Origin of the sequence: Phyllobacterium ifriqiyense, from assembly GCF_030817885.1 — a bacterium.
GTDB classification, from domain to species: Bacteria; Pseudomonadota; Alphaproteobacteria; order Rhizobiales; family Rhizobiaceae; genus Phyllobacterium; species Phyllobacterium ifriqiyense.
In genome coordinates, this window is the sequence record NZ_JAUSZT010000003.1 from 64757 (window position 1) to 89656 (window position 24900).

The window sequence follows — 24900 nt, forward strand, 5'->3', positions numbered from 1 at the left end:
TCTCTTTGTAAACATGGCGACATTCGTCATCTGCCTGTCATGATGTGATATTTGGAGTCCGAATATGAATATTTCGATCCGGGTATTGAACAGGAAGGATGCAGAGCAATTCCAGCGACTGCGCTTACATGGATTGCAAGCGGCGCCGGAAGCATTCGGCTCAAGCTATGAAGAAGAGGCCGATCTCGACATGGCCGAAATTCGCTGCCGCCTTGACGCTCTGCCAAACGCCGTTTTCGGTGCATTTGCTGAAGGTGAACTGATCGGCGTTGCAGGCTTTGCCGCAAACTCCAAGACAAAGCAAAAACACAAGGGTTTGCTTTGGGGTGTTTATGTGGATGAGAGATGGCGCGGGCATCAGCTCGGAAAAAGACTGACGCTGGCAGTTATCGATTACGCTCGAAATCACGTTGATACATTACACGCGACCGTCATGGCTGCCAATATTACAGCCCGCACGCTCTATCTCAGCTTGGGTTTTGAGGTGTTCGGCGTGGAGAAGGATGCCCTGCGTATCGACGGCAAATCTTATACGGACGAACTCCTGCGTCTCGATCTACGTTGACACGACCTTGAAATCCAATCCATTTGGAGTTATATCGCACATTAATAATTAGCAACCTACTTATTATATAGCTATCTTATGGCACATCGTGGCTTACATTTCATTTTTGTGGACGAATTGGGCAGAGCCAGCCGAAAGCTGCGCACGCATTTTGATTCGCGTGTGAAAGAATTAGGACTGACACAAGCCAGAGCGCGGACATTGTTGCTGCTCGACAGGCTTGCAGTGCTCAATCAAAAGGAGCTTGCAGAAGAGCTGGATATAGAAACACCCACCATGGTGCGCTTGCTTGACGGTCTTGAGAGTCAGGGATTCATTCAACGCAAAGAGGCAGAAGGGGACCGGCGCGCCAAGGAAATTCACATCACGGTGACCGGCAGGACATTAGCAAAAAAGGTCAATGATCTTGCCCAAAAGCTGCGCGCTGATGTCCTGGCGGGTATCGAGAGCGAAGACCTGCAGAACACAGTAGATGTCCTTCGGTCAATTAACCGCAATATCAACGAACTCGACGAGAGGGACTGAGCCACATGCTCCCCGAAGCTGAGTTTGTCGGTTATGATCCGATCAAGACTGCACCGCCTCCCCCTGCGGCGCCCGTTCCTATGCATCCGCTCCGCTCGGCTGCCTATATTGGCGCGTCAACTCTGCTATCGATGACGCAGGGCCTTGGAATGAATCTGATCGCTACAAATATCCCGCAGATTCAGGGCTATCTCGGTGCAACAAACACCGAAACCACCTGGCTGATCGCTGCCTATATGGCACCCAATGTCAGCCTGTCGATTGCACTTATCAAGATCAGAAATCAGTATGGCTTGCGAAATTTTGCCCAGTTAAGCTTGGCAATTTTCGTGCTTGTATCGCTGCTGCATCTGGTGGTCACAGATTTGCAATCGGCCATCATCATTCGTTTTGTCAGCGGCATTGCCGCAGCTCCATTGTCGAGTCTTGCCTTCCTTTACATGCTTGAGGCGTTCACACCGGCGCGCAAGATGACAATAGCCATATGTCTGGTGCTAACGAATATATCGCTGGCCTCGCCTCTGGCTCGCCTGCTTTCGCCCACGCTGTTGGATATCGGCCAGTGGGGCGGATTATATACGTTCGAAATTTCTCTCGCCCTTATCGCATTTGGCGTTATCTATCTTCTCCCTCTGACACCCATACCAAGGGCAAAGGTCATCGAGAAATTGGATATTATCAGCTATCTTTTGATAGCCATCGGTTTCGGTTGTATCGCCGTGACGCTCGTTACCGGTAGGCTCTATTGGTGGTTTGAAGCCCCTTGGCTTGGTGTGCTTCTGGCTATTGCAGTTGTCACCATTACGGCTGCGGTCATTATTGAGCTCAACCGGGAAAAACCCCTCCTCGATATCCGCTGGATTGCCAGCAAGGAGATCGTTCATTTCGCCGGAACAATTCTGCTTTTCAGGCTTGTCGTCTCCGAACAATCAACCGTCGCCAATAATTTCTTTCAAAATCTGGGCCTGTTAAACGATCAAATCAGCATGATCTATATGGTCTCCATGGCGGCAATGATTGTAGCGGGCCTCTCATGTGCCGCAGTGATGACACCCGAAAGAGTGCCTGCGATCCATGCCGTTGCCTTGATGTTTCTTATTGCCGGCTCCTATATGGACAGCCAATCAACGAACCTCACGCGCCCAGCGCAAATGTATGCGAGTCAAGCTTGCATAGCCGCTGCCACAGCTCTCTTCTTGCCGCCAGCCATGTCCGTCGGGCTAAGTTCAGCGTTGAAACGCGGGCCAAACTACATTCTCAGTTTCATTATCGTGTTTCTAGCCACACAAAGTCTTGGGGGGCTTTTCGGGCAAGCGGTTTTCGGTACGTTCATAACGATACGCGAGAAATTCCATTCCAATATCCTGGCAGAAAGCATTGTCCTATCTAATCCGCTTGTGGTTCAGCGTGTTGGGCAACTGACAGCGGGTTATAGCCGATCGATTACCGACGGCACCCTGTTAAACGCAGAAGGAATAGCGCTGCTTTCCCAACAAACGACGCGTGAAGCCAATATCCTCGCCTATAATGATGCGTTTCTGCTCATTGCCGGTATTTCGCTTTTCGCGCTCATTATTCTTTTAACGCACGTCTCCCTGCGCGCACTTTTCCGCAACCGGGAAACCGTTCTCGCCATTCAAACGAGTTGATCAGATGATGTCTAAATATATGCGCCATTCGGCAACGATAATTGCCATCCTTATTGGAATTTCCGGGCTCGTGCTTGTGCTTTATGCCTGGCGCCTGCCACCATTTCAGAGCGATATCGAGATAACAGAAAATGCCTATGTGAAGGGCTATGTCACTCTGATTAGTCCGCAGTTGAGCGGCTATATCGTTGATGTTCCGGTTCAGGATTATAACAAGGTCAAACAGGGTCAACTTCTGGCCAAAATTGACGACCGGATTTTTGCGCAAAAACTGGATCAGGCAAAAGCGACTCTCGCCAGTCAGCAAGCCGCTCTTGACAACTCAACACAGCAGCAACGTGCCGCCGAGGCACGCATTGGATCCAGCCAGGCACAACTCGACAGCGCCGAGGCTGTATTGCGGCGAGCACAGGCCAATTGGGCCCGCATCGAGCCATTGGCCCGTCAGGGTGTTTTGACAAAGAGTGACGCAGAGCAAAGTGAAACAGCATTGGAGCAAGCCCAGGCATCTGTAACTCAGGCCAAAGCAGCACTGGAAGTGTCCAATCAGGATCTTGAAACCATTAAGGTCAGTCGCGGTTCGTTGGAAGCAGCAGTCGCAGGCGCAAAGGCAGCCGTTGAACTGGCTGATATCGATTTGTCGAACACTAAAATTGTAGCTCCACGGGATGGCACGCTTGGCGAAGTTGGTGTCAAGCTCGGCCAATATGTCAGTGCCGGAACGCAGCTCATGGCAATTGTCCCCAGCGACGTCTGGATTATCGCAAACTTCAAGGAAACGCAGCTTAGCAATATTGCACTGGGGCAGCCGATCACGTTCACAGTCGACGCTCTCAATCGCAAAAGACTGTCCGGCAAGGTTGAACGATTTGCACCGGCAGCCGGCTCTGAATTCAGCGTAATCAAACCTGACAACGCCACCGGAAATTTTACAAAGGTCGCGCAACGTATCTCTGTACGCATATCAGTCGATCCAGGACAGGACCTGGCACAATATCTCGCCCCCGGAATGTCGGTGGTGGTACGAACTGAACCGCCCCAACGCTGACAGCGTCAGCACAAGGCGGAAGAATCAGATTCGAAAACCAATACTTATCAATAAAATTTGAATCAAATTGTCATCAGCGTCATCCATTACGTCACAGCGGCGTCACCAACTTGTTACATGCGGGTGCTAGGCGAGCAGGAATTTCCAATAAAGGGGATTCGTTTGGATGCCAGTTGCTCGACAGTCTGCAAATACGCCGCCTCCTCGCTCGCATATCAGCAATGAAAAACTGAACAGGGCTGTTCGGCAAAACCGGCTTCTATCACGCGCCGGATTGTCTGAAAGACTATTTGCTCACGTTTTCAAGGGACTGGTCTATCCGCAAATATGGGAAGATCCGGAAGTTGATATGGAGGCCCTGCAGATTGGTGCCGGTCATCGAATTGTTACGATTGCATCCGGCGGCTGTAATGCCATGTCCTATTTGACGGCTGATCCTGCCAGCGTTGAAGCCGTTGATCTCAATACGGCTCACGTTGCCTTCAACCGCCTCAAGCTTGCTGCTGTCGTCAATCTTCCCAATTACGATGCGTTTTATCGGTTCTATGGAACTGCCGACAGCAAATCCAATCTAACGGCCTATGAACGCTTCATCCGGCCGCACCTTGATGCAACCAGCCGCTCCTATTGGGAGAAGCGGATGGTGTCCGGCCGGCGGCGTATCTCCATTTTTTCGCGCGACCTTTACCGCCATGGCCTGCTTGGCCTGTTTATCGGCATGGGGCATCGCGTTGCCAGACTCTACGGTATTGACCCGCGCGATATTCTGAAGGCATCGACACTTGCCGAACAACGGGTTTATTTCGACACCGCCCTCGCCCCGCTCTTTGACAAACGCATGATCCGCTGGGCGACCGCACGGAAGTCTTCGCTTTTTGGCCTCGGAATTCCACCACAGCAGTATGATGCCCTTGCAACTGCAGGAAACGGCGATATGGCTGAGGTATTGCGTGGGCGCCTTGAAAAACTCGCCTGCGGTTTTCCGCTTTCAGAAAACTATTTTGCTTGGCAAGCCTTTGGCCGCGGCTATAGCGACAATGCGGAGACCGGTCCGCTACCGCCTTATTTATCCCGCAACAATTTTGCGGCAGTGCGTGAACGTGCCGGCCGAATGAGCGTCGTCAATGCGTCCTACACGGAGTTTCTGAGCGCAAAGCCTGAAAACTCAGTGGATCGCTTCATATTGCTGGATGCTCAAGACTGGATGAACGATACGCAGCTCAATGAGCTTTGGACTGAAATTACCCGCACAGCTGCTCCCGGCGCGCGGGTAATCTTCCGCACAGCCGCCGAGCCCTCTCTTTTGCCGGGCCGTGTCGATGACGCAACGCTAGCGCAGTGGGAATACAAGGAAGATCAGTCGAAAACGCTTCATGCGCGCGACCGATCTTCTATTTATGGCGGATTTCATTTGTACACATTCCGAGGCTGAATCATGTTTACGAAGATCGAACATGGTCCTCTCATGGATCGCGTCTATCGGCATCAACGCCATTTTTACGATGTGACACGTAAATATTATCTGCTGGGCCGCGACCCCATGATTGCCGGTCTCAATCCGCCAGAACGCGGCTCGATCCTCGAGATTGGATGCGGAACAGGCCGGAATTTGATTCTTGCTGGCGAGGCTTATCCAAAGACTTCCCTCTACGGCATTGATATTTCGAACGAAATGCTCGCAACCGCGCATAAGAAAATAGAGATAGCCGGTCTTGGTAAGCGGGCCAAGCTCGCCTATGCAGACGCAGCCGACTTTAATCCCCAAGCTCTTTTCGCGCGTCGGCATTTTGACCGAATTTTTATCTCCTACGCCGTTTCAATGATCCCGCAATGGCAGTTGGTAATGCATGAAGCGGTCAGCCACCTTGCTCCGCACGGCTCTCTTCATATTGTTGACTTCGGTGATCTGGCCGATCTGCCGTCCGTTTCCCGCAAAGCACTCTATAAGTGGCTGGACTGGTATCATGTCACGCCGCGCAATGATCTGTTCGATATTGCCGAATCCATTGCATTGAAAAACAATGCCACGGTGCAGAAACAACGGCTTTATCGCGGATTTGCCTGGATAACGACTATACGCCGGAACGGTATGTAATTTCGATCCCACGTGGGTCAGCGCGACCGCTCATGATCTGTTAAGCATAATAGTGCATCTGTAAGATCGCACCAATGCCGAACAATGATCTAGCCGCGGAAATTTTATATGAAACGTCTTGCAGCCGCTTTGATGACACTCGTTTTAACCGGCTGTACGACCGTCGACTATAATTTTGAGGACGCCAGGAAACCCTCCGCGACACGCCAGATGGATGCGCCCTCCGGCAATGTCAAGGCACCGCGCTACGGTGATAGCGATCCACATGAATGGACCGGAAAAACACCTTGGCATTATCCGATACACGGCACGGACGTTTCCAAATATCAATCCACCATAGACTGGCAGACTGCACGCTCGAGCCGCATCTCTTTTGCCTTTATCAAGGCCACGGAAGGTGGTGACCGGGTCGATGACCGCTTTGCAGAAAATTGGGCAGCAGCAAGAGCTGCAGGTGTTCCGCGTGGTGCTTACCATTTTTACTATTTCTGCCGCTCTGCCGCCGATCAGGCCCGTTGGTTCATCCGCAATGTGCCGAATGACCCGGGTGCCCTGCCGCCAGTACTGGATATGGAATGGAACGCCGCATCACCCACCTGCAAGCTGAGACCGAATGCAGCAATTGTTCGCAGCGAGATGCGCACCTTCATTGACATCGTACAGCGTCACTACGGCAAGCGCCCCATCATTTATACCACTGTCGATTTCTTTGATGACAATGATTTGCGCCAACTCGCCGATTATCCTTTCTGGCTTCGCTCGGTTGCGGGGCATCCTGATGAGAAATATGGACCGCATCCTTGGACCTTCTGGCAATATACCGGAACGGGTTCCATCCCCGGCATACGCGGAGATGCCGATATCAATGTTTTTGCCGGCAGCGAAAGCGCCTGGAAACAGTGGCTGGCGCGCAACAAGGTTCGATAAAGCTTTGAGTCGAACAGTTCTCTCTATTCTGTGACTTCACCTGACGACGGTTATCGTGCATTAGCAGGGAAAGTGTGCGTGCCTTGGCGCGCCCGTCATCAACGAGATTTCCCAATGAATAAAATATCGATCGCCATCGCCGCAAGTCTGCTTACCATTTCCAGTGCTCAAGCTCTGGATCAGGTTGCACCAGCTCAACCTGTTGTCGCCAAACCCGCCTGTGGAGGCGAACTTGAACCCTGGTTCAATGGCTTGATCGCCGAAGCAAAGGCAGCGGGTGTCAGCGATAAAGGCATCAGCGAGCTTTTCAAGGCTTCGATGGACGACAAGGTTTTGGAACGCGACCGTGCGCAGGGCGTTTTCAGCCAGACATTTTTGACGTTTTCATCTCGCATGGTTGCTGATTACCGCCTGAAACAGGGCGCAGCCAATCTGAAGAAATATGCCGATACTTTTGCCAAAGCCGAGGCCGAATATGGTGTCCCCGGTCCTGTGATTTCGGCCTTTTGGGGCCTCGAGACGGATTTTGGTGCCGTCCAGGGCGATTTCGATACGCTGAATGCCCTTCTGACGCTATCCTTCGACTGCCGTAGGCCTGAACTTTTCCGCCCGCAATTGATTGCACTGCTCAAGCTATTTGACAGCGGCGTTGTTGATGCAAAGACGACCGGTGCGTGGGCTGGCGAAATTGGCCAAATGCAGATGTTGCCAACCGATTATCTTGAGCGTGGCGTTGATGGCGACGGTGATGGCAAGGTTGACCTGAAAGGCTCCGCACCCGATGCGATCATGACCGCCGCCCGTGTTATGCGCGATCTTGGCTGGCGCAAAGGCGAGCCATGGCTCGAAGAGGTCAAACTCACCAAAGAACTCCCATGGGAGAACGCCATCCGCACCAATCGTCTGCCACACTCCAAATGGGCTGAATGGGGTGTAACCGGCCTAAAGGGGCCGCTTGGCCCGGATGATGGCGACGCATCGCTATTATTGCCGATGGGCCGAAAGGGTCCAGCTTTCCTTTCCTATTCAAACTTCGATATCTTTGTAGAATGGAATAAGTCCATCATCTACGCGACCACGGCCGCTTACTTTGCCACACGCTTGGCTGGAGCCGGTCCGCTGGAACAAACCACACCTGAACAGGGTCTCAACCCTGAACAGATGAAAGAACTGCAGAACAAGCTGGCAGCGCGCGGCCACGATATGGGCCCGAAAATTGATGGCGTGTTCGGCATTCTTACCCGCGACGCCGTTCGCGAGGAACAAATGCGACTAGGCCTGCCAGCCGATTCCTGGCCAACACCGGAACTACTGAACAAGCTATAGGTCTTGTGACGCGTATTCCATCGTCTCCAGCGAAGCAAAACCTTCCGGCCGTCCGCCCGCCTCAAACGGTGTTTCCACCTCGACAAATGTATCGGGGTAGAAACCGTTAAACCGGGTACGCAACGACAGAGAATAGGCACCGATATTGCCAATCTCGATCCAGTCGCCGGTATCCACGGTTTCCGGCAGCCAGAATGGGCGGGACAAAATATCAACGGAATCGCAAGTTGCCCCGCAAACACGGAAAGGCACAATCGTTTCAGGATTGCCATTGCGATGTTTCTTGGCAGGGTCTGGGATAAACCGGGCTGGCAAAGTGATTTTTCCAGTCCAGGAATCCGAAAGCGATGCCCAGATACCATCATTGATGTAAAGCCGTCTGCCTTTGCGCAGAAGCACTCGAACAATCAGCGAAAAGGCCCGCGCAACAATAACCCGTCCGGGTTCGGCAACCAGCGGCAAATCCCCAAAGCCATATTCGTTGATGTCACCGCGCAATCGCGACATTAATTGCCCGAGCGAGGGCATTTCGACCTGTTTGCGCTTGGGATCATGACCATACTCAGCAGGAAAACCACCGCCGACATCAAGCCCGGCCAGTGTCACGCCAGCGCGATTTCGGACCCAATCGGCAGCGCGCAATGCGCGTTCGTAGGTATCGGGATCTTCAATCTGACTGCCAACATGGAAGCAAAGGCCGACTTTGTAGCCAATTTTTTCTGAACGCTGCAGCAATTCCACGGCATGGGCCGGAGCAGCACCGAATTTCTTTGAAAGCTCGTATGCTGCATGTCCCTTTGTCTGCAACCGAATGTAGAGAGTTATGCTGCCCGGATCGATATCCAAAGCCCGCACAATGCGGGTCACCTTGGCGATCTCATCTTCATGGTCTACGGCAAGGATACGTATCCCGTAGGTTTCAAGCGCCAGACGGATGTCCGATTGCGCTTTGATCGGATGCATGTAGAGCATATGCGCATTGGGCGCCACTTTTCGAACAGCCGCGAATTCTCCCGGCGAGGCTACATCAAACGTGTTGATACCGTTACGGGCGAGTGTTTCCAGTACCAGGTTTTCACCATTGGTTTTAACCGCATACGCGGTCTCGCCCGGAAACATCTTCATGAAGTTATGAGCGTCTTCGATGAGGACCTGAGGCCTGAAGCAATAAACCGGTTGATCCGGGCGCAATTCAAGCGCTGCATCACGGGCGGTGGCGAATCGTTGCATCTGTGTGTCTCGCGTCATTCCAGACTCTTAGCAAGGGAAAGTGACGGATGAAAGTCGCGACTTGTTGCAAGAATCGGGTGGCGACTCGCCATAAAATGGCTAAGGATTTGCAATCTGCTTACCATGAAAGGGTAATTGCCGTGTCCGTAGCTGATGCCAAAGTGCCGCCGCCCCTTTCCATGTCCGGATTTGTCTGGCTGCAATTGCTGTTGCTAGGTGCTATTTGGGGTGGGTCATTCTTCTTCGCGCGCATCGCTGTACAAGTCGTTCCACCCCTCACGCTGGTGTTGTTTCGCGTTGTCATAGCAGCCCTGGCGCTGCATATTTATCTTGCAAGCCGCGGTGTTAATTTCTGGGACTATCGTCGCCACGCGCTCGGTTTTGCCGGACTCGGCCTGTTGAACAATGTCATTCCCTTTTCTTTGCTTTTCATCGGGCAAACAGCGCTAGGTGCTGGTCTTGCCTCTATCTTCAATGCAACGACCCCTATCTGGACGGTCATATTGGCGACCATACTGACCGCCGACGAAAAGGTCACGGCAGCCAAGCTTGCCGGCATTTTCATGGGTATCGTGGGTATTGTGGTCATGATCGGGCCTGGAATTTTGACTGGCCTTGGCGGGCCGCTATGGGCCGAGCTTGCTGTCATAACCGCAACTATATCCTACGCCTTCGCGAGCATCCTAGCCAAACGCTTTAAAGGCATCCCGCCAACAGTAACGGCAACCGGACAGATGACAGCATCCACTCTTATCATGGTCCCTGTCGTACTCCTCCATGACGGCATGCCGCATTTGGATGGGATTAGCCTGGGCGTCTGGTCCGCCATTCTCGGATTGGGGCTGCTATCGACAGCTTTCGCCTATATCCTGTTCTTTTCAATCGTGAAAGCTTCGGGAGCAACCAATGCCTCCCTCGTCACCCTGATTGTTCCGGTCAGCGCCGTTTTACTTGGAACAATTTTTCTTAGCGAGAAACTGGCGGTGCAAGACATTGCCGGAATGGCCCTCATCGCTTTGGGTCTGCTGATCATTGATGGCCGTATTCTAGCGCTTTCCAGAAAGCCGAATAGATAGAATTGTCATAAAATTTCTGTAGTTAGCCCGAAACTCCAAGGCTTAATCCTGTTCGAAATGTGGCAAAGCAACACGCTAACGAGAACTGCGATAATTTTATCGCACTGCAAAATTTTACCGCCAGCAAAGAATTTTTTCGATTTTTTCGACATTTTCAAACGTTTAAATACGTTTAGTTTCAAAAACTTATCGTTGCTGTAGAAAAAATTTCTACACTCTTTGTCATCGTTCGGTAATATTTGGGCTTTTTCTGTGGCGAATTTGCGCTATGTTATGGGGGTTAACTGCAGGAGACAAGCGATGGGACTAACTCGATCGATGAATGTCCTTATGATCTGTGCAGCGTTCGCATTTATTGGTGCAATGGTCGTAGGACTGATACCTTGAATTGAAATATGAGCGCTACGGATATGGTCTCTGACCGTTAAGTGAGTGAAACAAAAGAAACGGCCCGGTTATAGCAACCGGGCCGTTTCACTTTTAACAAGCTGTTATCAAGCTGCTGCACCGGCCAGATTGGATTGGAGTGCTACAGCTTCCGGACGAATACCAATGAGATGACAGATCGCAAAGGCGAGATCAGCCCTGTTCATCGTGTAAAAATGGAAATCCTGCACGCCACGTTCGACCAGATCAAGAACCTGTTCCGCTGCGACGGCTGAAGCTACCAGAGCATGAGTCTGCTCGTCATTCTGCAATCCATCAAACCGCTCTGCCAGCCATGTAGGTATGTGAGTACCAGCTTTGGAGCAGAAATTGGTAACCTGGGTGAAATTATGGATTGGAAGTATACCAGGCAAAATCGGAATATAGATTCCGGCACGACGCACCTTTTCAACATAGCGCTCATATTGGTCGTTCTCGAAAAAGAACTGCGTGATGGCACGCGTCGCGCCATTATCGACCTTGCGCTTCAACATATCGATGTCGGTAGCAAAATCCGGGCTCTCGGGATGCTTTTCGGGATATGCAGAAACCGAAATATCGAAGTCAGCGAAAGCTTTCAATCCAGCGACAAGTTCGGCACCGTTTTCATACCCACCCGGCGTCGGTTTGTAATGAGCACCTACGCCGCTTGCCGGATCGCCGCGCAAGGCGACAAAGCGATTGACACCCATGGCGGCAAATTCGCGGATTACCGTGTCCACCTCTTCCTTCGTGGCATCAACACAGGTCAAATGTGCCGCTGCATTCACATCGGTTTCGGTTAAGATGCGCTTGATCGTGCGGGCTGTGCGTTCACGAGTGGAGCCACCTGCCCCATATGTCACAGAGACAAATTCGGGATTAAGCGGAGCCAGACGCGTTACAGTCTCCCAGAGACGCTCTTCCATCACCTCGGTCTTTGGCGGGAAGAACTCGAATGAAACCTTGATATTGCTACCAAGATCGGCACGGCGGGATTGGCGGAAAAAACTCATTAGACACTCTCCGTAACGCGGGAGGTTGAAACAGGATCGGCAATTAGCAAGCGTGGGTCGCGTGCCAGCCACAATTTAACAGTCAGTTTGTCTTTATCTTTTGGTTGTAATTCCATGCTCTGTTCCAGCGTCAGTCCGGCTTCCGTCAGCCAGTCTTTAATCTGTCCGTCATGAAAACCGAGGCGCAAATGGGCATGTCTGTCGCGTAGAAATTCAAGTTCGTGTGGAGCAAAATCGACGATCAACATTCGGCCGGAAGGACGCAAGGCACGCGCAGCTTCACGAATGGCCTCGGCCGGATTATCAAGGAAGTGCAAGACCTGATGGATTGTCACCAGATCGAAAGACTCTCTGTCTACCGGCAAGGAATAGACGTCACCTTGACGGACTTGCGCGTTGGCAATGCCGGACTTCTCAAGATTTGACCGGGCAATCGTCAACATGTCGCGATTGATATCGATACCGACACCGCGCAAGTAGAGCGGAGCAAAGAGCTCAAGCAGGCGCCCGGTACCCGTACCGACGTCGAGCATCGCTTGAAACGGTCTTGCACCTATGATCTTGGTAAGGGCCTCTTCCACAGCGCCGTCTGGAACATGCAACGAGCGGATAGCATCCCAGCTTGAAGCATTCGCGCTAAAATAGGCAGCCGCACGTTCACGGCGCTGAAGCTTCACAGAGGAAAGACGTTCAAGGTCACGCTCCAGCAGGGGATCAGAACAATCCAGGCGATCTAGCAGGGAACGGGCAATATCTCCCACAATCAATGATTCCGCCAAACGGAAATAGGCCCAGGAGCCTTCCTGATAGCGGTTGATAAGACTTGCTTCAAAGAGCAATTTCAGATGTCGTGACACTCGCGGCTGAGATTGTCCTAAAATGGATGTGAGGTCGGAAACGGTTAGATCACCACGCGACAACAAAGCAAGAATGCGTAGCCGACTAGGCTCAGCTGCCGCTTTCAACGTATCAACCATCAGGTCGAGATTAAGATTGTGCCGGTCCATAACCAATCCTCAAAAGATATAAAGATATGTTTATGTCATGACGCGACGATTGGCAAGAGGTTTTTGCCATTGACGACAATTTCTGCCGCGTCTGAAATAGGCGCCAGAATCAAATTAGAAAGACATCAATGAGTGCAGGAACGAACCGTCAGCGTTCAATCAACAAAGCGCTGACCTTGCTTTTACCCGCCGTTCCCTACTCCGATTCGGAACCAATACGCGCGGCCGCAGGTGCGCCCCATATGAAGACCTTGCCGCCGCCGATTGCCGTATGGTTGGCCGCTATTGCCCATGTGCGGCATCAACATACAGACTATGATGCGCTGCGCGACGAAGGCTATGACAAAGAGTCCGCTCGTTTCTTCGTGCTTGATGCGATTAATCGCAAACTGACGGAATGGCGGGCGACACGTCTTCTGGATCCGGATGAGGAAGATCCGAGCTGAGCTGGCCCCAGCCTTCTTCAAAAATAAGGTCCTGTAATTGGATTCTTTTGCGCCAGCCCTTTTTTTCCAGCTCCGGTGCATCAAAAAGCTCGTCGACATAGCCCAGGCATAGATAGGCAACAATCTCAACGTGATCCGGAATACCTAATATTTGGCGCATGTCATTGTCGTGATAGATGCTCACCCAGCCAACGCCAATACCTTCAGCACGGGCAGCAAGCCACAAATTTTGGACTGCACAAACGGTGCTATAGACATCCATCTGGCGGTTGTGGGTGCGACCGAGCACGACCGTTCCACCGCGTGTCCGGTCGCAGGTGATGCATAAATTGACCGGCGCTTTAAGGATGCCTTCCAATTTGAGAGAGGCATACAGCGCCCGGCGTTCATCTTGAAACAGGGCCTTGGCTTCCTCGTTGGCTTTGGCGAAAGCGCGGTGCACTTGCCTCTTGCGGGCCATATCGCGAATTGTGATGAAGTTCCAAGGCTGCATGAAGCCTACAGATGGAGCATGGTGCGCCGCATCGAGCAATCGCATCAAAACATCATAGGCGATCGGTTTTGACAAAAACTGATCGCGGACGTCTCGCCGGGTATAAATCGCCTTATAAACGGCCGCACGCTCATCGTCAGTAAAATCACCCGCTGGAACCGGACTATCAAAAGCTTCGTGCATTGTTTGCTCCTAACAACGCTTGAGGCCCTCGCCGCCGTCCGCGCAGCTTGGGCTATGGGGTCCGGCCGGTCTTCTGACTTGGGTTCAGCTGAACCGTGCGCCTTCCTGTGGCCTCTCGGCCACCGTGGCATAATGCACGGTCCTTCCCCTTACAGCGCTGGGCACGTGCCGGATTTTCACCGGCTTCCCGATTCTCCGCAATCGTCTAAATTGCTGGCACCGGACCTGTTTTCTATTCGCCATGAAAAGGCACTTGGCGCAAGCCTTAGACCCTGTAAATCCACTGTTCGGGAATACGAATATCAACTTTTTCACCGGCGCGTATGATCCCGGGCTTTTCAACCCAAGCGACGATACCCCGCGAGCGCTTGGACACGCGTACAAAATCCAATGCAGTGGTGGTTTCGTCAGGAGTACCCGCATGCGATGCAATAGAACGACCAGCAATCTTGCAGGGCGCATTCTGCCCATCGACTTTCAACGTCACGCCACCTTCAAAAAACATCAGCGATCTGGGTGGTAGCATCGAAAGGGATGGAATACCGGAAATCACCGTGTTTCCACCGATCCATTCAGCTTTCAGCTGAGGCAAGCCCATGCCTGCTGCGATCTCGTCAAGCTCGTCGGCACTCAGAATGGAAAGGTGGCGTTCGTTGCGCATCTCGGTGCCACGCGGATACCAAGGCTCACGTCCGCCAGAGCGACGCGTCTGACCCGCGTGAAAGTCACCGACAATACCGTCAAAAGTCAGTTCCAGTGAATCTGTTGGAGAAGTGACAAAATCCCTGTCGAGTGCCTCAAATAGCCCGATCACACGACCACTGACCTTACGCGAAGGGACTATTTCGTCACGATTACCGAACAGGTCAGTCATCATTTGCTTCAAAGAGTTCCCTGCTTTAGAAAAGCGGCAAATTATCTGGCGATTACACCAGCAAAGACAACGGGGAACCTTGCGGTTCCCCATCTATATTTAGCGTGTCAGAGGCTTGTAGCTTGGACGCTTTGGATTGACGCTATCGGGACCGAGACGACGAATCTTGTCGTTTTCATAATCTTCGAAATTGCCTTCAAACCATTCGACATGGCTATCGCCTTCGAAAGCCAGGATATGCGTCGCGAGACGGTCAAGGAACATGCGATCATGGCTGATGATCACAGCGCAACCTGCATATTTTTCCAAGGCATCTTCAAGTGCTGCCAAGGTTTCCGTGTCTAGATCGTTTGTCGGTTCGTCGAGGAGCAAAACATTGCCACCGGACTGAAGCATCTTGGCCAGATGCACGCGGTTACGCTGACCACCAGAAAGATTTCCAACTTTCTGCTGCTGGTCGGTACCCTTGAAGTTGAATGCTGAAACATAAGCGCGGGAGTTCATCTCATGCTTGCCAAGCTTGATGATGTCAGTTCCGCCGGAAATTTCTTCCCAGACATTCTTGTCGGCTTTCAGGTGATCGCGACTCTGATCGACATATCCGAGGTTAACAGTCTCGCCGACGCGAATAGTGCCGGAATCCGGCTTTTCCTGACCGGTGATCATCTTGAACAGAGTGGTTTTACCCGCACCGTTCGGACCAATAATGCCAACAATACCGCCGGGTGGCAGTTTGAAAGTCAGGTTTTCGATCAGCACACGATCACCGAAAGACTTGGTGAGATTTTCGGCTTCGATAACCACCTGACCCAGCCGTTCACCCGCCGGTATCAGAATCTGGGCATCGCCGGGGCGCTGGTCGTTAGCGGCATCAACGAGCGCATCATAGGCCTTGATACGTGCCTTCGATTTTGCCTGACGTGCTTTCGGGCTGGCGGAAATCCACTCGCGTTCGCGCTCGAGAGCTTTCTGACGGGAGTCATCTTCACGGCCTTCCTGCAGCATGCGCTTGGACTTGGCACCAAGATAGGCAGAGTAATTGCCTTCATAAGCAATGCCGCGCCCACGGTCGAGTTCGAGAATCCAGCCGGTCACATTGTCTAGGAAGTAGCGATCATGCGTAATCAGAAGCACGGAGCCCTTATATTCGCGCAGATGTTTTTCAAGCCAGGCGGTCGTTTCAGCGTCCAAATGGTTGGTCGGTTCGTCGAGCAGAAGAAGGTCAGGCTGTGACAGGAGCAAGCGGCACAAAGCAACACGGCGGCGCTCACCACCGGAAAGATTGGTTACTTCGCTGTCGCCGGGTGGGCAACGAAGTGCTTCCATCGCCATCTCAACTTGCGATTCAAGGTCCCAGAGGTTTTGAGAATCGATGACATCCTGTAACTTGGCGCCTTCATCGGCGGTCTCGTCGGAGTAATTCATCATCAATTCATTGTAGCGATCGAGAATGGCCTTCTTGTCGGCAACGCCATCCATGACATTGCCCATAACGTCCTTGGCTGGATCCAAATAAGGTTCCTGCGCCAGATAGCCAACGGTAGCGCCATCCGCCAACCAAGCCTCGCCTGTATATTCCTTATCCAGACCAGCCATGATTTTCAGAACTGTAGACTTACCGGCGCCATTTGGACCCAGAATACCAATCTTGGCGTCTGGGTAGAAGGACAAGTTGATATTCTCAAGAACCTTCTTGGTTCCATATGCCTTGTTCAGGCCGGACATGTGATAGATGAATTGGCGTGCCATAACGCGCGTCACTCCGATGCTCGGGATTTCTTTTGAATGAATTTGCGCCGTATGTAGGCGAAAGCCTCAGCCGTGGCAATGGATGCCCATGATTTTCGGACTTCGCCAAACGAGCGAAACCGGGCGCGGATATTTCCGTCACCCGGTTTCCCCTCTGGTGCCGCAACAGGAAGCGTCCTCTTCTCCCAGTAGCGGCCATGTAAACTAACTAGACGAAATACGTTTCGTCATTGCGACAACATCATCCGATTCGCGATTACACCGAAAAATTGCAATGCCCGCGAAACTCATATGCTTCTGGTTTAAAGTTCTGCGGCAAGTTTAATGGGTTTGCAAGGGGTTTTGCAAAATAAAATTGCACACCAAATCGCCTGACTAATAATTGAGCACAATAGTCCAAAATTAAGAATAGTTTGTAGATTGTTTTCCACATTGACTAATTTTACGGCACCCTCTCAACTGGGCTTCTCGCAAAGAGGTTGCCATGAGTTTTGATGATACCGACGTTTTGACCACCAGTACTGGTGCAGCCCTTGCAATACGACACATGCCCGCAAAGGGTCAGGTTCGCGGGATCATTCAAATAAATCACGGAGTGGCCGAGCATTCTTTGCGTTACAAACGTTTTGCAGGATTTCTGAGCGAGCATGGTTTTCACATTTATGCACATGATCATCGGGGGCATGGCCTGACGAGAGCACAAGACGCACCGGCGGGACGCTTTGCTGCAAAAGATGGAATGGACGCCGTGTTGCGCGATGTTGATGCGGTCAACAATGAAGCGCGCCTACGCTATCCGGATTTACCCCTGATCATTTTCGGGCACTCCCTCGGCGGACTTGTCGCGCTTAATTACGTTTTCAAACATCAAGAAAAAGTGGATGCGGCTGCAGTCTGGAACGCAAATTTTTCGGCCGGAATGTTGGGAAGGTTCGCCCAATGCCTATTACTGGCTGAACGTATGTTTTTAGGTTCTGATGTCCCAAGCATGCTGTTGCCAAAACTTACATTTCAGGAATGGAATCGCAGTGTAGCCAATCCGCGAACGGATTTTGACTGGCTCTCGCGGGATTCTGCTGAGGTCGATTTGTACGTGAAGGATCCCCTTTGCGGCTGGAGCCCTACTGTGAGCATGTGGCGTGATACATTCGATTTGGTATTCACCGGAGCAAAGGATAGCTTGTTGAGTAAATTGCGTCGCAACCTACCCTTCAACCTCGTTGGCGGTGCCAAAGATCCGGCGACAGCACAAGGCACTTCCGTCAATCATCTGGACCATAGAATGCGCAAGCTCGGCTTTATAGACGTTACGACCAAAATATATCCCGATACGCGCCATGAGGGCCTTAACGAAATCAACCGTGAACTCATCATGAGCGAATTTGCCAATTGGGCCATCCGCACAGCGTCAAAGGCAAGCCGATGATTGCTGAGCAAGCGGCAGCCCCGCTTAAAGGCATACGCGTTATTGAACTAGCCCGAGTGCTGGCTGGTCCATGGGCCGGACAGGTTCTCGCTGATCTTGGAGCCGATGTCATAAAGGTGGAAAATCCCTCCGGCGGCGACGAGACACGCGGCTGGGGGCCCCCTTTCATCACCAGCGCAGAAGGCGAGAACCTTTCCGCAGCGTATTTTCACTCTTGCAACCGAGGCAAGCGCTCCATCACGGTTGATTTTACAACCGCTGAGGGACAAGAAACCGTAAAAGCGCTCTGCCGAACAGCTGATGTTGTGCTTGAGAATTTCAAGGTGGGCGGACTGGCAAAATACGGACTGGATTACGCCAGCCTAAGCACTGAGAACCCGAGACTAGTCTACTGCTCAATAACAGGTTTCGGCCAGACCGGCCCATATGCATCGCAGGCTGGTTATGACTTTATCATTCAGGGAATGTCCGGCCTGATGTCGGTGACGGGCGACCCTGATGGCCAGCCTCAAAAAGTAGGTTTGGCAGTCGCGGATGTATTTACCGGACTCTATTCGGTCATTGCCATTCAGGCAGCCCTTGCCCATGCCGCTAAGACCGGTCAAGGTCAAATGGTGGATATGGCGCTGTTCGATGTCCAGTCAGCTGTTATGGCCAATCAGGCAATGAATTTTCTGGCTACGGGGAAAAGCCCGAACCGTATGGGCAATGCACACCCGAATATCTCCCCTTATGAGGTTGTTCCCACATCTGACGGACACCTGATCCTTGCCGTCGGCAATGATGGGCAATTCGCCAGATTCTGTTCAATCATCGAGCATCCGGAATGGGCGAGCGATGAGCGGTTTCTCACAAACCGATCCAGACTTGAAAATCGCACGATACTAACAACGCTCATCAGCACGGAAACCTCAAAAAGAACCCGGGCTGAGCTGCTGAACGCCTGTGCCAAAAATGCGGTGCCAGCGGGACCGATCAACAAGATTGGTGAGATGTTCGACGATCCGCAGATCGTGGCGCGGCAATTGCGACTTGACCTGGAAGACTCCCATGGCAGTTCTATCCCTTCTGTGCGAACGCCGATCATCATGTCACAAACACCATTGACCTACACACGGCCCTCGCCTCGCTTAGGCGAACACACTGCCGATATACTCCAACAGTTGAAGGACGCATCCGAATGAAGACGGGCGGTGAATTGATCGTTGAAGCTTTGGCCGCAAATGGTGCGGAGCGTCTCTTTTGCGTACCGGGTGAAAGCTATCTGGCTGTGTTGGACGCGCTTTATGACGCGAAGATCGGCATAACGATCTGCCGCGCGGAAGGCGGGGCCGCCATGATGGCGGAGGCTTGGGGCAAGCTCACAGGAAAGCCTGGAATTTGCTTTGTCACACGCGGACCTGGCGCGACGAATGCTTCACCCGGCATACATATCGCCATGCAGGATTCAACTCCAATGATCCTGTTCATCGGGCAGGTTCAGCGTGATGCCCGCGAACGAGAGGCATTTCAGGAGGTAGAGTACCGCCGCTTTTTTGCCGATACAGCGAAATGGGTCGCAGAGATTGATGATGCCCGGCGTATTCCCGAATTCGTAACCCGTGCATTTTCTGTCGCGACCTCCGGACGGCCAGGCCCGGTTGTTCTTGCTTTGCCTGAAGATATGCTCACGGACATGGTAGAAACCGTGACGGCACAAGCATGGCAACCCGTAGAAACCGGCCCGTCCGCCGCCAGCATAGAAAAGCTTGCCGACATATTACAGGCTGCTTCCAAACCATTCATGATATTGGGGGGGTCCCGTTGGAGCGCAGATGCCGTTGCATCAATCACCCGTTTTGCCGAGAAGTGGCACCTTCCCGTGGGTTGCTCCTTCAGGCGGCAGATGCTGTTCGATAATCTACATCCCAACTATGCAGGCGATGTCGGAATCGGCATTAATCCGGCGCTGGCCAAGCGGGTGAAAGAAGCTGATGTTTTACTTCTTGTAGGCGGAAGGTTTGGTGAAATGCCCTCTTCCGGCTACACACTCATGGACAGCCCGTATCCCAAGCAAACCCTCATCCATATCCATCCGGATGCAAATGAATTGGGGCGGGTTTACCGGCCAACCCTTTCCATCAATTCGGCACCAGATGCATTTGCTGAGGTGGTCGAGCATCTCGCCCCGCCGTCTCATATCAATTGGCCGGACCAAGCTGATATCGCGCATAAATCGTATCTCGCCTGGTCAACGCCGCCACAGAGCGGACCGGGCAAAGTCGCAATGGGACCGATCATGTCCTATCTTGAAACAGTATTGCCTGATGATGCGATCATGACCAATGGTGCCGGCAATTATGCGACCTGGCTGCATCGGTTCCATCGTTTTCGCCGTTTCGCAACGCAAGCCGCCCCTACATCAGGATCAATGGGCTATGGCCTACCCGCGGCGGTTGCTGCGAAACAAATTCATCCTGAACGCATGGTAGTATGTTTCGCCGGCGATGGCTGCTTTCTCATGAACGGTCAGGACTTCGCCACTGCGGTGAAGTACAACCTGCCCATTATTGTTCTCGTCATCAATAATGGCATCTATGGCACTATCCGCATGCATCAGGAGCGCGAATATCCTGGACGTGTGTCAGGCACGGACCTGACCAATCCTGACTTCGCAATGCTGGCAAGAGCCTATGGTGGTCATGGCGAAACCGTGGAAGCTACCAGTGAGTTTGAAGGGGCTTGGCAACGCGCGGTACAAAGCGGAAAGCCTGCGATCATCGAAATTCGTTTGGACCCGGAAGCGATCACTCCGGCCAAATCATTGAGTGACATCCGCAACCGCACATAATCCCAATGGTGCAGAGCGTCATTCAGTGATATTGAGCCCGCGTGAGAGGGAAAGCCCTCCCTGAATAATATGGAGACCAGCAATGGCCGAAGCATTTTCCAATTGGCTGCATACGGTTTTTATCGAACAGTTTGACGCCTGGATTTTGCTGGGCTTTTTCGCTCAGGGATGTTTCACCATGCGCTTCGTCGTCCAGTGGCTCGCGTCCGAAAAAGCAAAGAAAAGCGTAATGCCTGTAGCCTTCTGGTTTTTTTCGCTTTTTGGCGGAGCGCTGCTTTTTGTCTATGCGATCGTCCGCAAGGACCCTGTATTCATAGCTGGCCAAGGCTTCGGTTTATTTGTCTATATCCGCAACCTTTGGCTGATCGCCAATGAAAAGCGAGCACTCACTCAAGATGTGTAAGCGGTGGCTTACCCAACAAGCGGTCTGCCGACTGAATAATATTCAAGGCCCGAGCCTTCGAGTTCCTGTTCATTAAAGACATTACGCAGGTCGAAGAGAATATTGCCGCTCATCAATTCTGAGACTTTTTTCAGATTAAGTGCGCGGTATGCGTTCCACTCCGTCAGCAACACGGTAATGCCGGCGCCTTCAATCGCATCATAGGCAGAGGTGCACCAGATAACACCGGGCAGAGCCGGCTCGGCAGCGCTGCGCGCTTCCGGATCATGCGCCCGCACGGCAAGACCTGCATTCTGCAAGGCTGGAATAATATCAAGTGCTGGAGCCTCCCGAATATCATCCGTATTCGGCTTGAATGCGATGCCAAGCACGGCAATCGATTTGGTCCCGCTCTTTTTCGCAGCTTCAACAATCCGCTCAGCCATTGACCGTTTGCGCTGCTCATTGACAGTGACAACCTGTTCGATCAGCGTTTGAGGCGCATTCATCTTGCGTCCCGTTGCAGCGTAAGCTCGTGTGTCCTTCGGGAAACACGAACCGCCGAAACCCGGACCGGCATGCAGGAACTTTGAGCCGATGCGATTATCCATGCCGATGGCACGGGCAACATCCTGCACATTTCCGCCTGTCTTTTCGCAAAGGTCTGCCACTTCGTTGATGAAGGTGACCTTCATGGCCAAAAAGGCATTGGCCGCATATTTGATGATTTCAGCATTTTCCAAAGTGGTCACAATCATTGGCGTCTCACGCAGATAAAGCGGACGATAAACGCGCTTCATGGCAGCTGCTCCCGCATCGTCATGAACACCGACGACAACGCGGTCCGGTCGAAGAAAGTCTTCAACTGCTGAACCTTCACGAAGAAATTCCGGATTGGACACCATGGAAAACGGCACACCGGGCCGGGCCTTGGAGATGCGGTCGCGCACGATGGCATTGGTGCCGACCACCACTGTGGACTTAATCACAATGACAGCATTTGGCTTCATCGCCGCAGCGATCTCATCGGCTGCCGCGTAGATATATTGCAGGTCTGCTTCGCCGTCGCCGCGCCTCGATGGCGTTCCGACCGCTACGAATATCACGTCGGCATCTGCAACTGTCTCAGCGAGTTCGGTGGTAAATGTCAGGCGGCCGTCGCGCGCATTGCGCGCAAGCAATTCATCGAGGCCAGGTTCGAAAATGGTAACTTCGCCCGCCTGCAAGCGCTCGACAATAGCCGGGTTTTTATCAACGCATGTGACAGAGAAGCCGAATTCGGCAAAGCACACTCCCGACACCAGACCGACATATCCGGTCCCGATCATCGCAATCTTCATTGAAAAGTTCCATTCCGCTTGTTCAGGCTATTTCTGTTCTGCCGCAGACATTTCGCACAATTGGCGCGTTCTGCCAATTGCTTACATGCCCGGCGACCTACTCCGCCGCCGAAGCATTGTTCTGTCTGACGTGTCAGTCCAATTTGACCGGCTTGCGCTCTGGCCCTTTGCGTTCGGCCGAAGCAGCCCAAAGATTGACATTGGCATCGTTCGCATAGGTATCAATCTGAGCCAACTCCTCGTCGCTGAACTCAAGATTGTCGAGCGCTTTTACACAATCAATGACCTGCTGCGGCTTGCTCGCACCAATCAAAGCCGTCGTAATACGACCTTTCCTCAAAACCCACGCCAACGCCATTTGAGCGAGCGTTTGTTCGCGGCGCGAAGCAATCTCGTTTAGTGAACGGATATTGGCGATATTCTGATCGCTAAGAAAGTCAGGATTGAGTGATTTTCCTTGTGCAGCACGACTCTGTTCAGGAACACCTTTGAGATATTTGTCTGTCAGCATTCCTTGAGCCAGCGGCGAAAATACAATCGAGCCAATTCCCAGATCTTCCAAAGTATCAACCAAACCATCTTCCTCGATCCAGCGGTTAATCATGGAGTAGCTTGGCTGGTGAATAAGGCATGGCGTGCCAAGTTCTTCAAGAATGGCAGCCGCTTCGCGCGTGCGATGAGAATTATACGAGGAAAGCCCAACATATTGAGCGCGGCCAGACCGCACAATATGGTCCAAGGCCATCATCGTTTCTTCAAGCGGCGTATCTGGATCGAAACGATGGGAGTAGAAAATATCGACATAGTCGAGGCCCAGACGCTTCAAGCTCTGGTCGCAGCTGGCAATCAAATATTTCCGGCTACCCCATTCGCCATAGGGGCCTGGCCACATGCCATATCCTGCCTTGGAAGAGATAATCAACTCATCGCGATGGGCTCTGAAATCCGTACGCAGGATTTCGCCAAAAGCTGTCTCGGCAGAACCGGGAGGTGGTCCGTAATTATTGGCAAGATCGAAATGGGTAATGCCGAGATCGAATGCCTGACGGCAAATTGCCTGTTTGAGATTATGGGGTGTGTCATCGCCGAAATTGTGCCAAAGGCCGAGAGAAATCGCTGGCAGTCTTAGGCCGCTGCGACCACAGCGATTGTACTTCATAGTGTCGTAGCGCTTGGAATCCGGGATATAGCCCATAACATCGATCCTGTTCTCGTCAATAAGTATGCCGCGCACGAAGAGACTCTGCGCGGCGGCGACTATGACCCAAACAGTCTATGATGTCATGACATGAATCGTCACGATTTGATGACCTGTCCTTCGTTGTCAAAGCGATAAGTGCGCCCGGCATCTGGGGTTGCATATAGAATGCCATCAACTTCGTACTGATGCTCTCCGAACAGTCTGACCGTCAAAGGTCCAAAGTCCGTTTGGAGATAGATGATTGTATCAGCACCCAAATGTTCGACATGGATGACCGAGCCCTTCCATTCTCCAGATGTGCTGCTGACCTGAATATGCTCCGGGCGAATACCAATAGTTTTCGCATCGGTATGGCCAAGCTTTGCCGCGTCAATCAGGTTCATCTGCGGCGATCCGATAAAGCCGGCAACGAATACGGTCTGCGGAGCATTATAAAGCTCCATAGGCGAACCTACCTGCTCGATCTTACCTTTGTTCAGCACGACGATCTTATCGGCGAGCGTCATTGCCTCAACCTGATCATGTGTCACATAGATCATGGTCGCCTTAAGTTGGCGATGAAGTCGAGCGATCTCCAATCGTGTATTTACGCGTAGGGCCGCGTCAAGATTTGACAATGGCTCATCAAAAAGAAACAGCTTGGGCTCGCGCACTATGGCACGCCCGATAGCAACACGTTGGCGTTGCCCGCCTGAAAGCTCTGAAGGACGACGCTCAAGATAATCGTCAAGCGACAACATGGAGGATGCGACTTTGGTGCGCTCCTTTATTTCGTCTGCGGGTTTTCCGGCCTGTTTCAACCCAAGACCCATATTGTCGCGAACCGACAGATGTGGATAAAGCGCATAGGTCTGAAATACCATCGCAATGCCCCGCTTGGCTGGCGGCGTATTATTGACCTTCTTGCCATCAATAAGAATTTCGCCAGCCGTCGCGTCTTCCAGACCAGCGATGATACGCAGCAGCGTTGATTTACCGCAGCCCGATGGTCCGACAAAAATGACGAACTCGCCGTCCTCTACCTCAAGGTCAATACCTTTCAGTACGTCCACATGGCCAAAAGACTTAACGATATTTTCGATCTTCAAAGAACCCAATGTCTTGTTC

23 protein-coding genes and 1 riboswitch are annotated in these 24900 nt (G+C 52.2%); of the genes, 14 read left to right on the forward strand and 9 right to left on the reverse strand.

All coding sequences use genetic code 11. From position 1 onward, the window contains the following. The first annotated feature begins 64 nt into the window (after window positions 1-64). From QFZ34_RS07640 to QFZ34_RS07675, 8 genes are all read left to right on the forward strand, one after another. Window positions 65-565, forward strand: a complete 501-nt coding sequence (locus QFZ34_RS07640; RefSeq protein ID WP_307279226.1) for a GNAT family N-acetyltransferase — start codon at window positions 65-67, stop codon at window positions 563-565. A gap of 78 nt (window positions 566-643) precedes the next feature. After that, window positions 644-1090, forward strand: coding sequence for a MarR family winged helix-turn-helix transcriptional regulator (locus QFZ34_RS07645; protein ID WP_370878722.1), 447 nt, complete (start codon window positions 644-646; stop codon window positions 1088-1090). Between the two features lie 5 nt (window positions 1091-1095). Beyond that, complete coding sequence (locus QFZ34_RS07650; protein WP_370878723.1) at window positions 1096-2739, forward strand: MFS transporter; 1644 nt, start codon at window positions 1096-1098, stop codon at window positions 2737-2739. A 7-nt stretch (window positions 2740-2746) separates the two neighbouring features. Continuing rightward, window positions 2747-3787 carry an HlyD family secretion protein gene (locus tag QFZ34_RS07655; protein WP_115052531.1) on the forward strand — a complete coding sequence of 347 codons (1041 nt, stop codon included), beginning with the start codon at window positions 2747-2749 and terminating at the stop codon, window positions 3785-3787. A gap of 166 nt (window positions 3788-3953) precedes the next feature. Further along, window positions 3954-5219, forward strand: coding sequence for a BtaA family protein (locus QFZ34_RS07660; RefSeq protein ID WP_307279233.1), 1266 nt, complete (start codon window positions 3954-3956; stop codon window positions 5217-5219). A 3-nt stretch (window positions 5220-5222) separates the two neighbouring features. After that, on the forward strand, window positions 5223-5882 hold the full coding sequence (locus QFZ34_RS07665; RefSeq protein WP_307279235.1) for a class I SAM-dependent methyltransferase: 660 nt from the start codon (window positions 5223-5225) through the stop codon (window positions 5880-5882). Window positions 5883-5990: 108 nt separating this feature from the next. Next, complete coding sequence (locus QFZ34_RS07670) at window positions 5991-6809, forward strand: glycoside hydrolase family 25 protein (RefSeq protein ID WP_115052528.1); 819 nt, start codon at window positions 5991-5993, stop codon at window positions 6807-6809. A 114-nt stretch (window positions 6810-6923) separates the two neighbouring features. Beyond that, window positions 6924-8135 carry a lytic murein transglycosylase gene (locus QFZ34_RS07675; protein WP_307279239.1) on the forward strand — a complete coding sequence of 404 codons (1212 nt, stop codon included), beginning with the start codon at window positions 6924-6926 and terminating at the stop codon, window positions 8133-8135. On the opposite strand, the gene QFZ34_RS07680 is transcribed toward QFZ34_RS07675, so the two are convergent. Beyond that, on the reverse strand, window positions 8130-9365 hold the full coding sequence (locus QFZ34_RS07680) for an alanine racemase (protein ID WP_115052526.1): 1236 nt from the start codon (window positions 9363-9365) through the stop codon (window positions 8130-8132). The genes QFZ34_RS07675 and QFZ34_RS07680 overlap by 6 nt on opposite strands. Before the next feature lie 140 nt (window positions 9366-9505). On the opposite strand from QFZ34_RS07680, the gene QFZ34_RS07685 reads away from it, so the two are divergent. Continuing rightward, on the forward strand, window positions 9506-10441 hold the full coding sequence (locus QFZ34_RS07685) for a DMT family transporter (RefSeq protein WP_370878724.1): 936 nt from the start codon (window positions 9506-9508) through the stop codon (window positions 10439-10441). Between the two features lie 494 nt (window positions 10442-10935). Here QFZ34_RS07685 and metF read toward each other — a convergent pair whose 3' ends face one another. Then, window positions 10936-11862: a methylenetetrahydrofolate reductase [NAD(P)H] gene (gene metF, locus QFZ34_RS07690; protein ID WP_115052525.1), complete on the reverse strand. Its 927-nt coding sequence runs from the start codon at window positions 11860-11862 to the stop codon at window positions 10936-10938. Further along, window positions 11862-12869, reverse strand: coding sequence for an ArsR/SmtB family transcription factor (locus QFZ34_RS07695; RefSeq protein WP_115052524.1), 1008 nt, complete (start codon window positions 12867-12869; stop codon window positions 11862-11864). The genes metF and QFZ34_RS07695 overlap by 1 nt, the downstream gene beginning before the upstream one ends. A gap of 128 nt (window positions 12870-12997) precedes the next feature. On the opposite strand from QFZ34_RS07695, the gene QFZ34_RS07700 reads away from it, so the two are divergent. Then, on the forward strand, window positions 12998-13315 hold the full coding sequence (locus QFZ34_RS07700; protein ID WP_307279245.1) for a DUF2293 domain-containing protein: 318 nt from the start codon (window positions 12998-13000) through the stop codon (window positions 13313-13315). Here the strand turns inward: QFZ34_RS07700 and bluB are convergent. The 3 genes from bluB to ettA form a co-directional block, all read right to left on the reverse strand. Beyond that, the gene (bluB, locus tag QFZ34_RS07705) at window positions 13248-13991 is read right to left on the reverse strand and encodes a 5,6-dimethylbenzimidazole synthase (RefSeq protein ID WP_115052522.1); all 744 of its coding nucleotides are present in this window, start codon (window positions 13989-13991) and stop codon (window positions 13248-13250) included. The two genes, QFZ34_RS07700 and bluB, sit on opposite strands and share 68 nt — an antisense overlap. 46 nt (window positions 13992-14037) lie before the next feature. Then, a riboswitch (cobalamin riboswitch) is annotated at window positions 14038-14230 on the reverse strand. 26 nt (window positions 14231-14256) lie between these two features. Continuing rightward, on the reverse strand, window positions 14257-14865 hold the full coding sequence (locus QFZ34_RS07710) for an MOSC domain-containing protein (protein WP_307286160.1): 609 nt from the start codon (window positions 14863-14865) through the stop codon (window positions 14257-14259). Between the two features lie 99 nt (window positions 14866-14964). Beyond that, window positions 14965-16614, reverse strand: coding sequence for an energy-dependent translational throttle protein EttA (gene ettA / locus QFZ34_RS07715; protein WP_115052520.1), 1650 nt, complete (start codon window positions 16612-16614; stop codon window positions 14965-14967). Window positions 16615-17098: 484 nt separating this feature from the next. Between ettA and QFZ34_RS07720 the strand changes: the two genes are divergently transcribed. From QFZ34_RS07720 to QFZ34_RS07735, 4 genes are all read left to right on the forward strand, one after another. Further along, complete coding sequence (locus QFZ34_RS07720) at window positions 17099-18040, forward strand: alpha/beta fold hydrolase (RefSeq protein ID WP_307279250.1); 942 nt, start codon at window positions 17099-17101, stop codon at window positions 18038-18040. Further along, window positions 18037-19224: a CaiB/BaiF CoA transferase family protein gene (locus tag QFZ34_RS07725; protein ID WP_115052518.1), complete on the forward strand. Its 1188-nt coding sequence runs from the start codon at window positions 18037-18039 to the stop codon at window positions 19222-19224. The genes QFZ34_RS07720 and QFZ34_RS07725 overlap by 4 nt, the downstream gene beginning before the upstream one ends. After that, window positions 19221-20870 carry a thiamine pyrophosphate-binding protein gene (locus QFZ34_RS07730; RefSeq protein WP_307279254.1) on the forward strand — a complete coding sequence of 550 codons (1650 nt, stop codon included), beginning with the start codon at window positions 19221-19223 and terminating at the stop codon, window positions 20868-20870. The genes QFZ34_RS07725 and QFZ34_RS07730 overlap by 4 nt, the downstream gene beginning before the upstream one ends. An 82-nt stretch (window positions 20871-20952) precedes the next feature. Further along, the gene (locus QFZ34_RS07735) at window positions 20953-21273 is read left to right on the forward strand and encodes a lipid-A-disaccharide synthase N-terminal domain-containing protein (protein ID WP_115052516.1); all 321 of its coding nucleotides are present in this window, start codon (window positions 20953-20955) and stop codon (window positions 21271-21273) included. Between the two features lie 8 nt (window positions 21274-21281). On the opposite strand, the gene QFZ34_RS07740 is transcribed toward QFZ34_RS07735, so the two are convergent. The 3 genes from QFZ34_RS07740 to QFZ34_RS07750 form a co-directional block, all read right to left on the reverse strand. Continuing rightward, window positions 21282-22592: a UDP-glucose dehydrogenase family protein gene (locus tag QFZ34_RS07740; RefSeq protein ID WP_307279257.1), complete on the reverse strand. Its 1311-nt coding sequence runs from the start codon at window positions 22590-22592 to the stop codon at window positions 21282-21284. 133 nt (window positions 22593-22725) lie between these two features. Further along, window positions 22726-23787 carry an L-glyceraldehyde 3-phosphate reductase gene (mgrA, locus tag QFZ34_RS07745; protein WP_307286163.1) on the reverse strand — a complete coding sequence of 354 codons (1062 nt, stop codon included), beginning with the start codon at window positions 23785-23787 and terminating at the stop codon, window positions 22726-22728. A gap of 101 nt (window positions 23788-23888) precedes the next feature. After that, window positions 23889-24890, reverse strand: a complete 1002-nt coding sequence (locus tag QFZ34_RS07750; protein WP_115052514.1) for an ABC transporter ATP-binding protein — start codon at window positions 24888-24890, stop codon at window positions 23889-23891. Window positions 24891-24900: the final 10 nt, after the last annotated feature.

Bases quoted from the DNA above. Each gene is read 5' to 3' on its own strand.
- bluB (WP_115052522.1), bottom strand. From the start codon at position 13,991: ATGCACGAAGCTTTTGATAGTCCGGTTCCAGCGGGTGATTTTACTGAC.
- metF (WP_115052525.1), bottom strand. From the start codon at position 11,862: ATGAGTTTTTTCCGCCAATCCCGCCGTGCCGATCTTGGTAGCAATATC.
- QFZ34_RS07650 (WP_370878723.1), top strand. From the start codon at position 1,096: ATGCTCCCCGAAGCTGAGTTTGTCGGTTATGATCCGATCAAGACTGCA.
- QFZ34_RS07665 (WP_307279235.1), top strand. From the start codon at position 5,223: ATGTTTACGAAGATCGAACATGGTCCTCTCATGGATCGCGTCTATCGG.
- QFZ34_RS07730 (WP_307279254.1), top strand. From the start codon at position 19,221: ATGAAGACGGGCGGTGAATTGATCGTTGAAGCTTTGGCCGCAAATGGT.
- QFZ34_RS07725 (WP_115052518.1), top strand. From the start codon at position 18,037: ATGATTGCTGAGCAAGCGGCAGCCCCGCTTAAAGGCATACGCGTTATT.
- QFZ34_RS07660 (WP_307279233.1), top strand. From the start codon at position 3,954: ATGCCAGTTGCTCGACAGTCTGCAAATACGCCGCCTCCTCGCTCGCAT.
- QFZ34_RS07720 (WP_307279250.1), top strand. From the start codon at position 17,099: ATGAGTTTTGATGATACCGACGTTTTGACCACCAGTACTGGTGCAGCC.
- QFZ34_RS07710 (WP_307286160.1), bottom strand. From the start codon at position 14,865: ATGACTGACCTGTTCGGTAATCGTGACGAAATAGTCCCTTCGCGTAAG.
- QFZ34_RS07735 (WP_115052516.1), top strand. From the start codon at position 20,953: ATGGCCGAAGCATTTTCCAATTGGCTGCATACGGTTTTTATCGAACAG.
- ettA (WP_115052520.1), bottom strand. From the start codon at position 16,614: ATGGCACGCCAATTCATCTATCACATGTCCGGCCTGAACAAGGCATAT.
- QFZ34_RS07695 (WP_115052524.1), bottom strand. From the start codon at position 12,869: ATGGACCGGCACAATCTTAATCTCGACCTGATGGTTGATACGTTGAAA.
- QFZ34_RS07675 (WP_307279239.1), top strand. From the start codon at position 6,924: ATGAATAAAATATCGATCGCCATCGCCGCAAGTCTGCTTACCATTTCC.
- QFZ34_RS07655 (WP_115052531.1), top strand. From the start codon at position 2,747: ATGTCTAAATATATGCGCCATTCGGCAACGATAATTGCCATCCTTATT.
- QFZ34_RS07700 (WP_307279245.1), top strand. From the start codon at position 12,998: ATGAGTGCAGGAACGAACCGTCAGCGTTCAATCAACAAAGCGCTGACC.
- QFZ34_RS07640 (WP_307279226.1), top strand. From the start codon at position 65: ATGAATATTTCGATCCGGGTATTGAACAGGAAGGATGCAGAGCAATTC.
- QFZ34_RS07645 (WP_370878722.1), top strand. From the start codon at position 644: ATGGCACATCGTGGCTTACATTTCATTTTTGTGGACGAATTGGGCAGA.
- QFZ34_RS07670 (WP_115052528.1), top strand. From the start codon at position 5,991: ATGAAACGTCTTGCAGCCGCTTTGATGACACTCGTTTTAACCGGCTGT.
- QFZ34_RS07680 (WP_115052526.1), bottom strand. From the start codon at position 9,365: ATGCAACGATTCGCCACCGCCCGTGATGCAGCGCTTGAATTGCGCCCG.
- QFZ34_RS07740 (WP_307279257.1), bottom strand. From the start codon at position 22,592: ATGAAGATTGCGATGATCGGGACCGGATATGTCGGTCTGGTGTCGGGA.
- mgrA (WP_307286163.1), bottom strand. From the start codon at position 23,787: ATGGGCTATATCCCGGATTCCAAGCGCTACGACACTATGAAGTACAAT.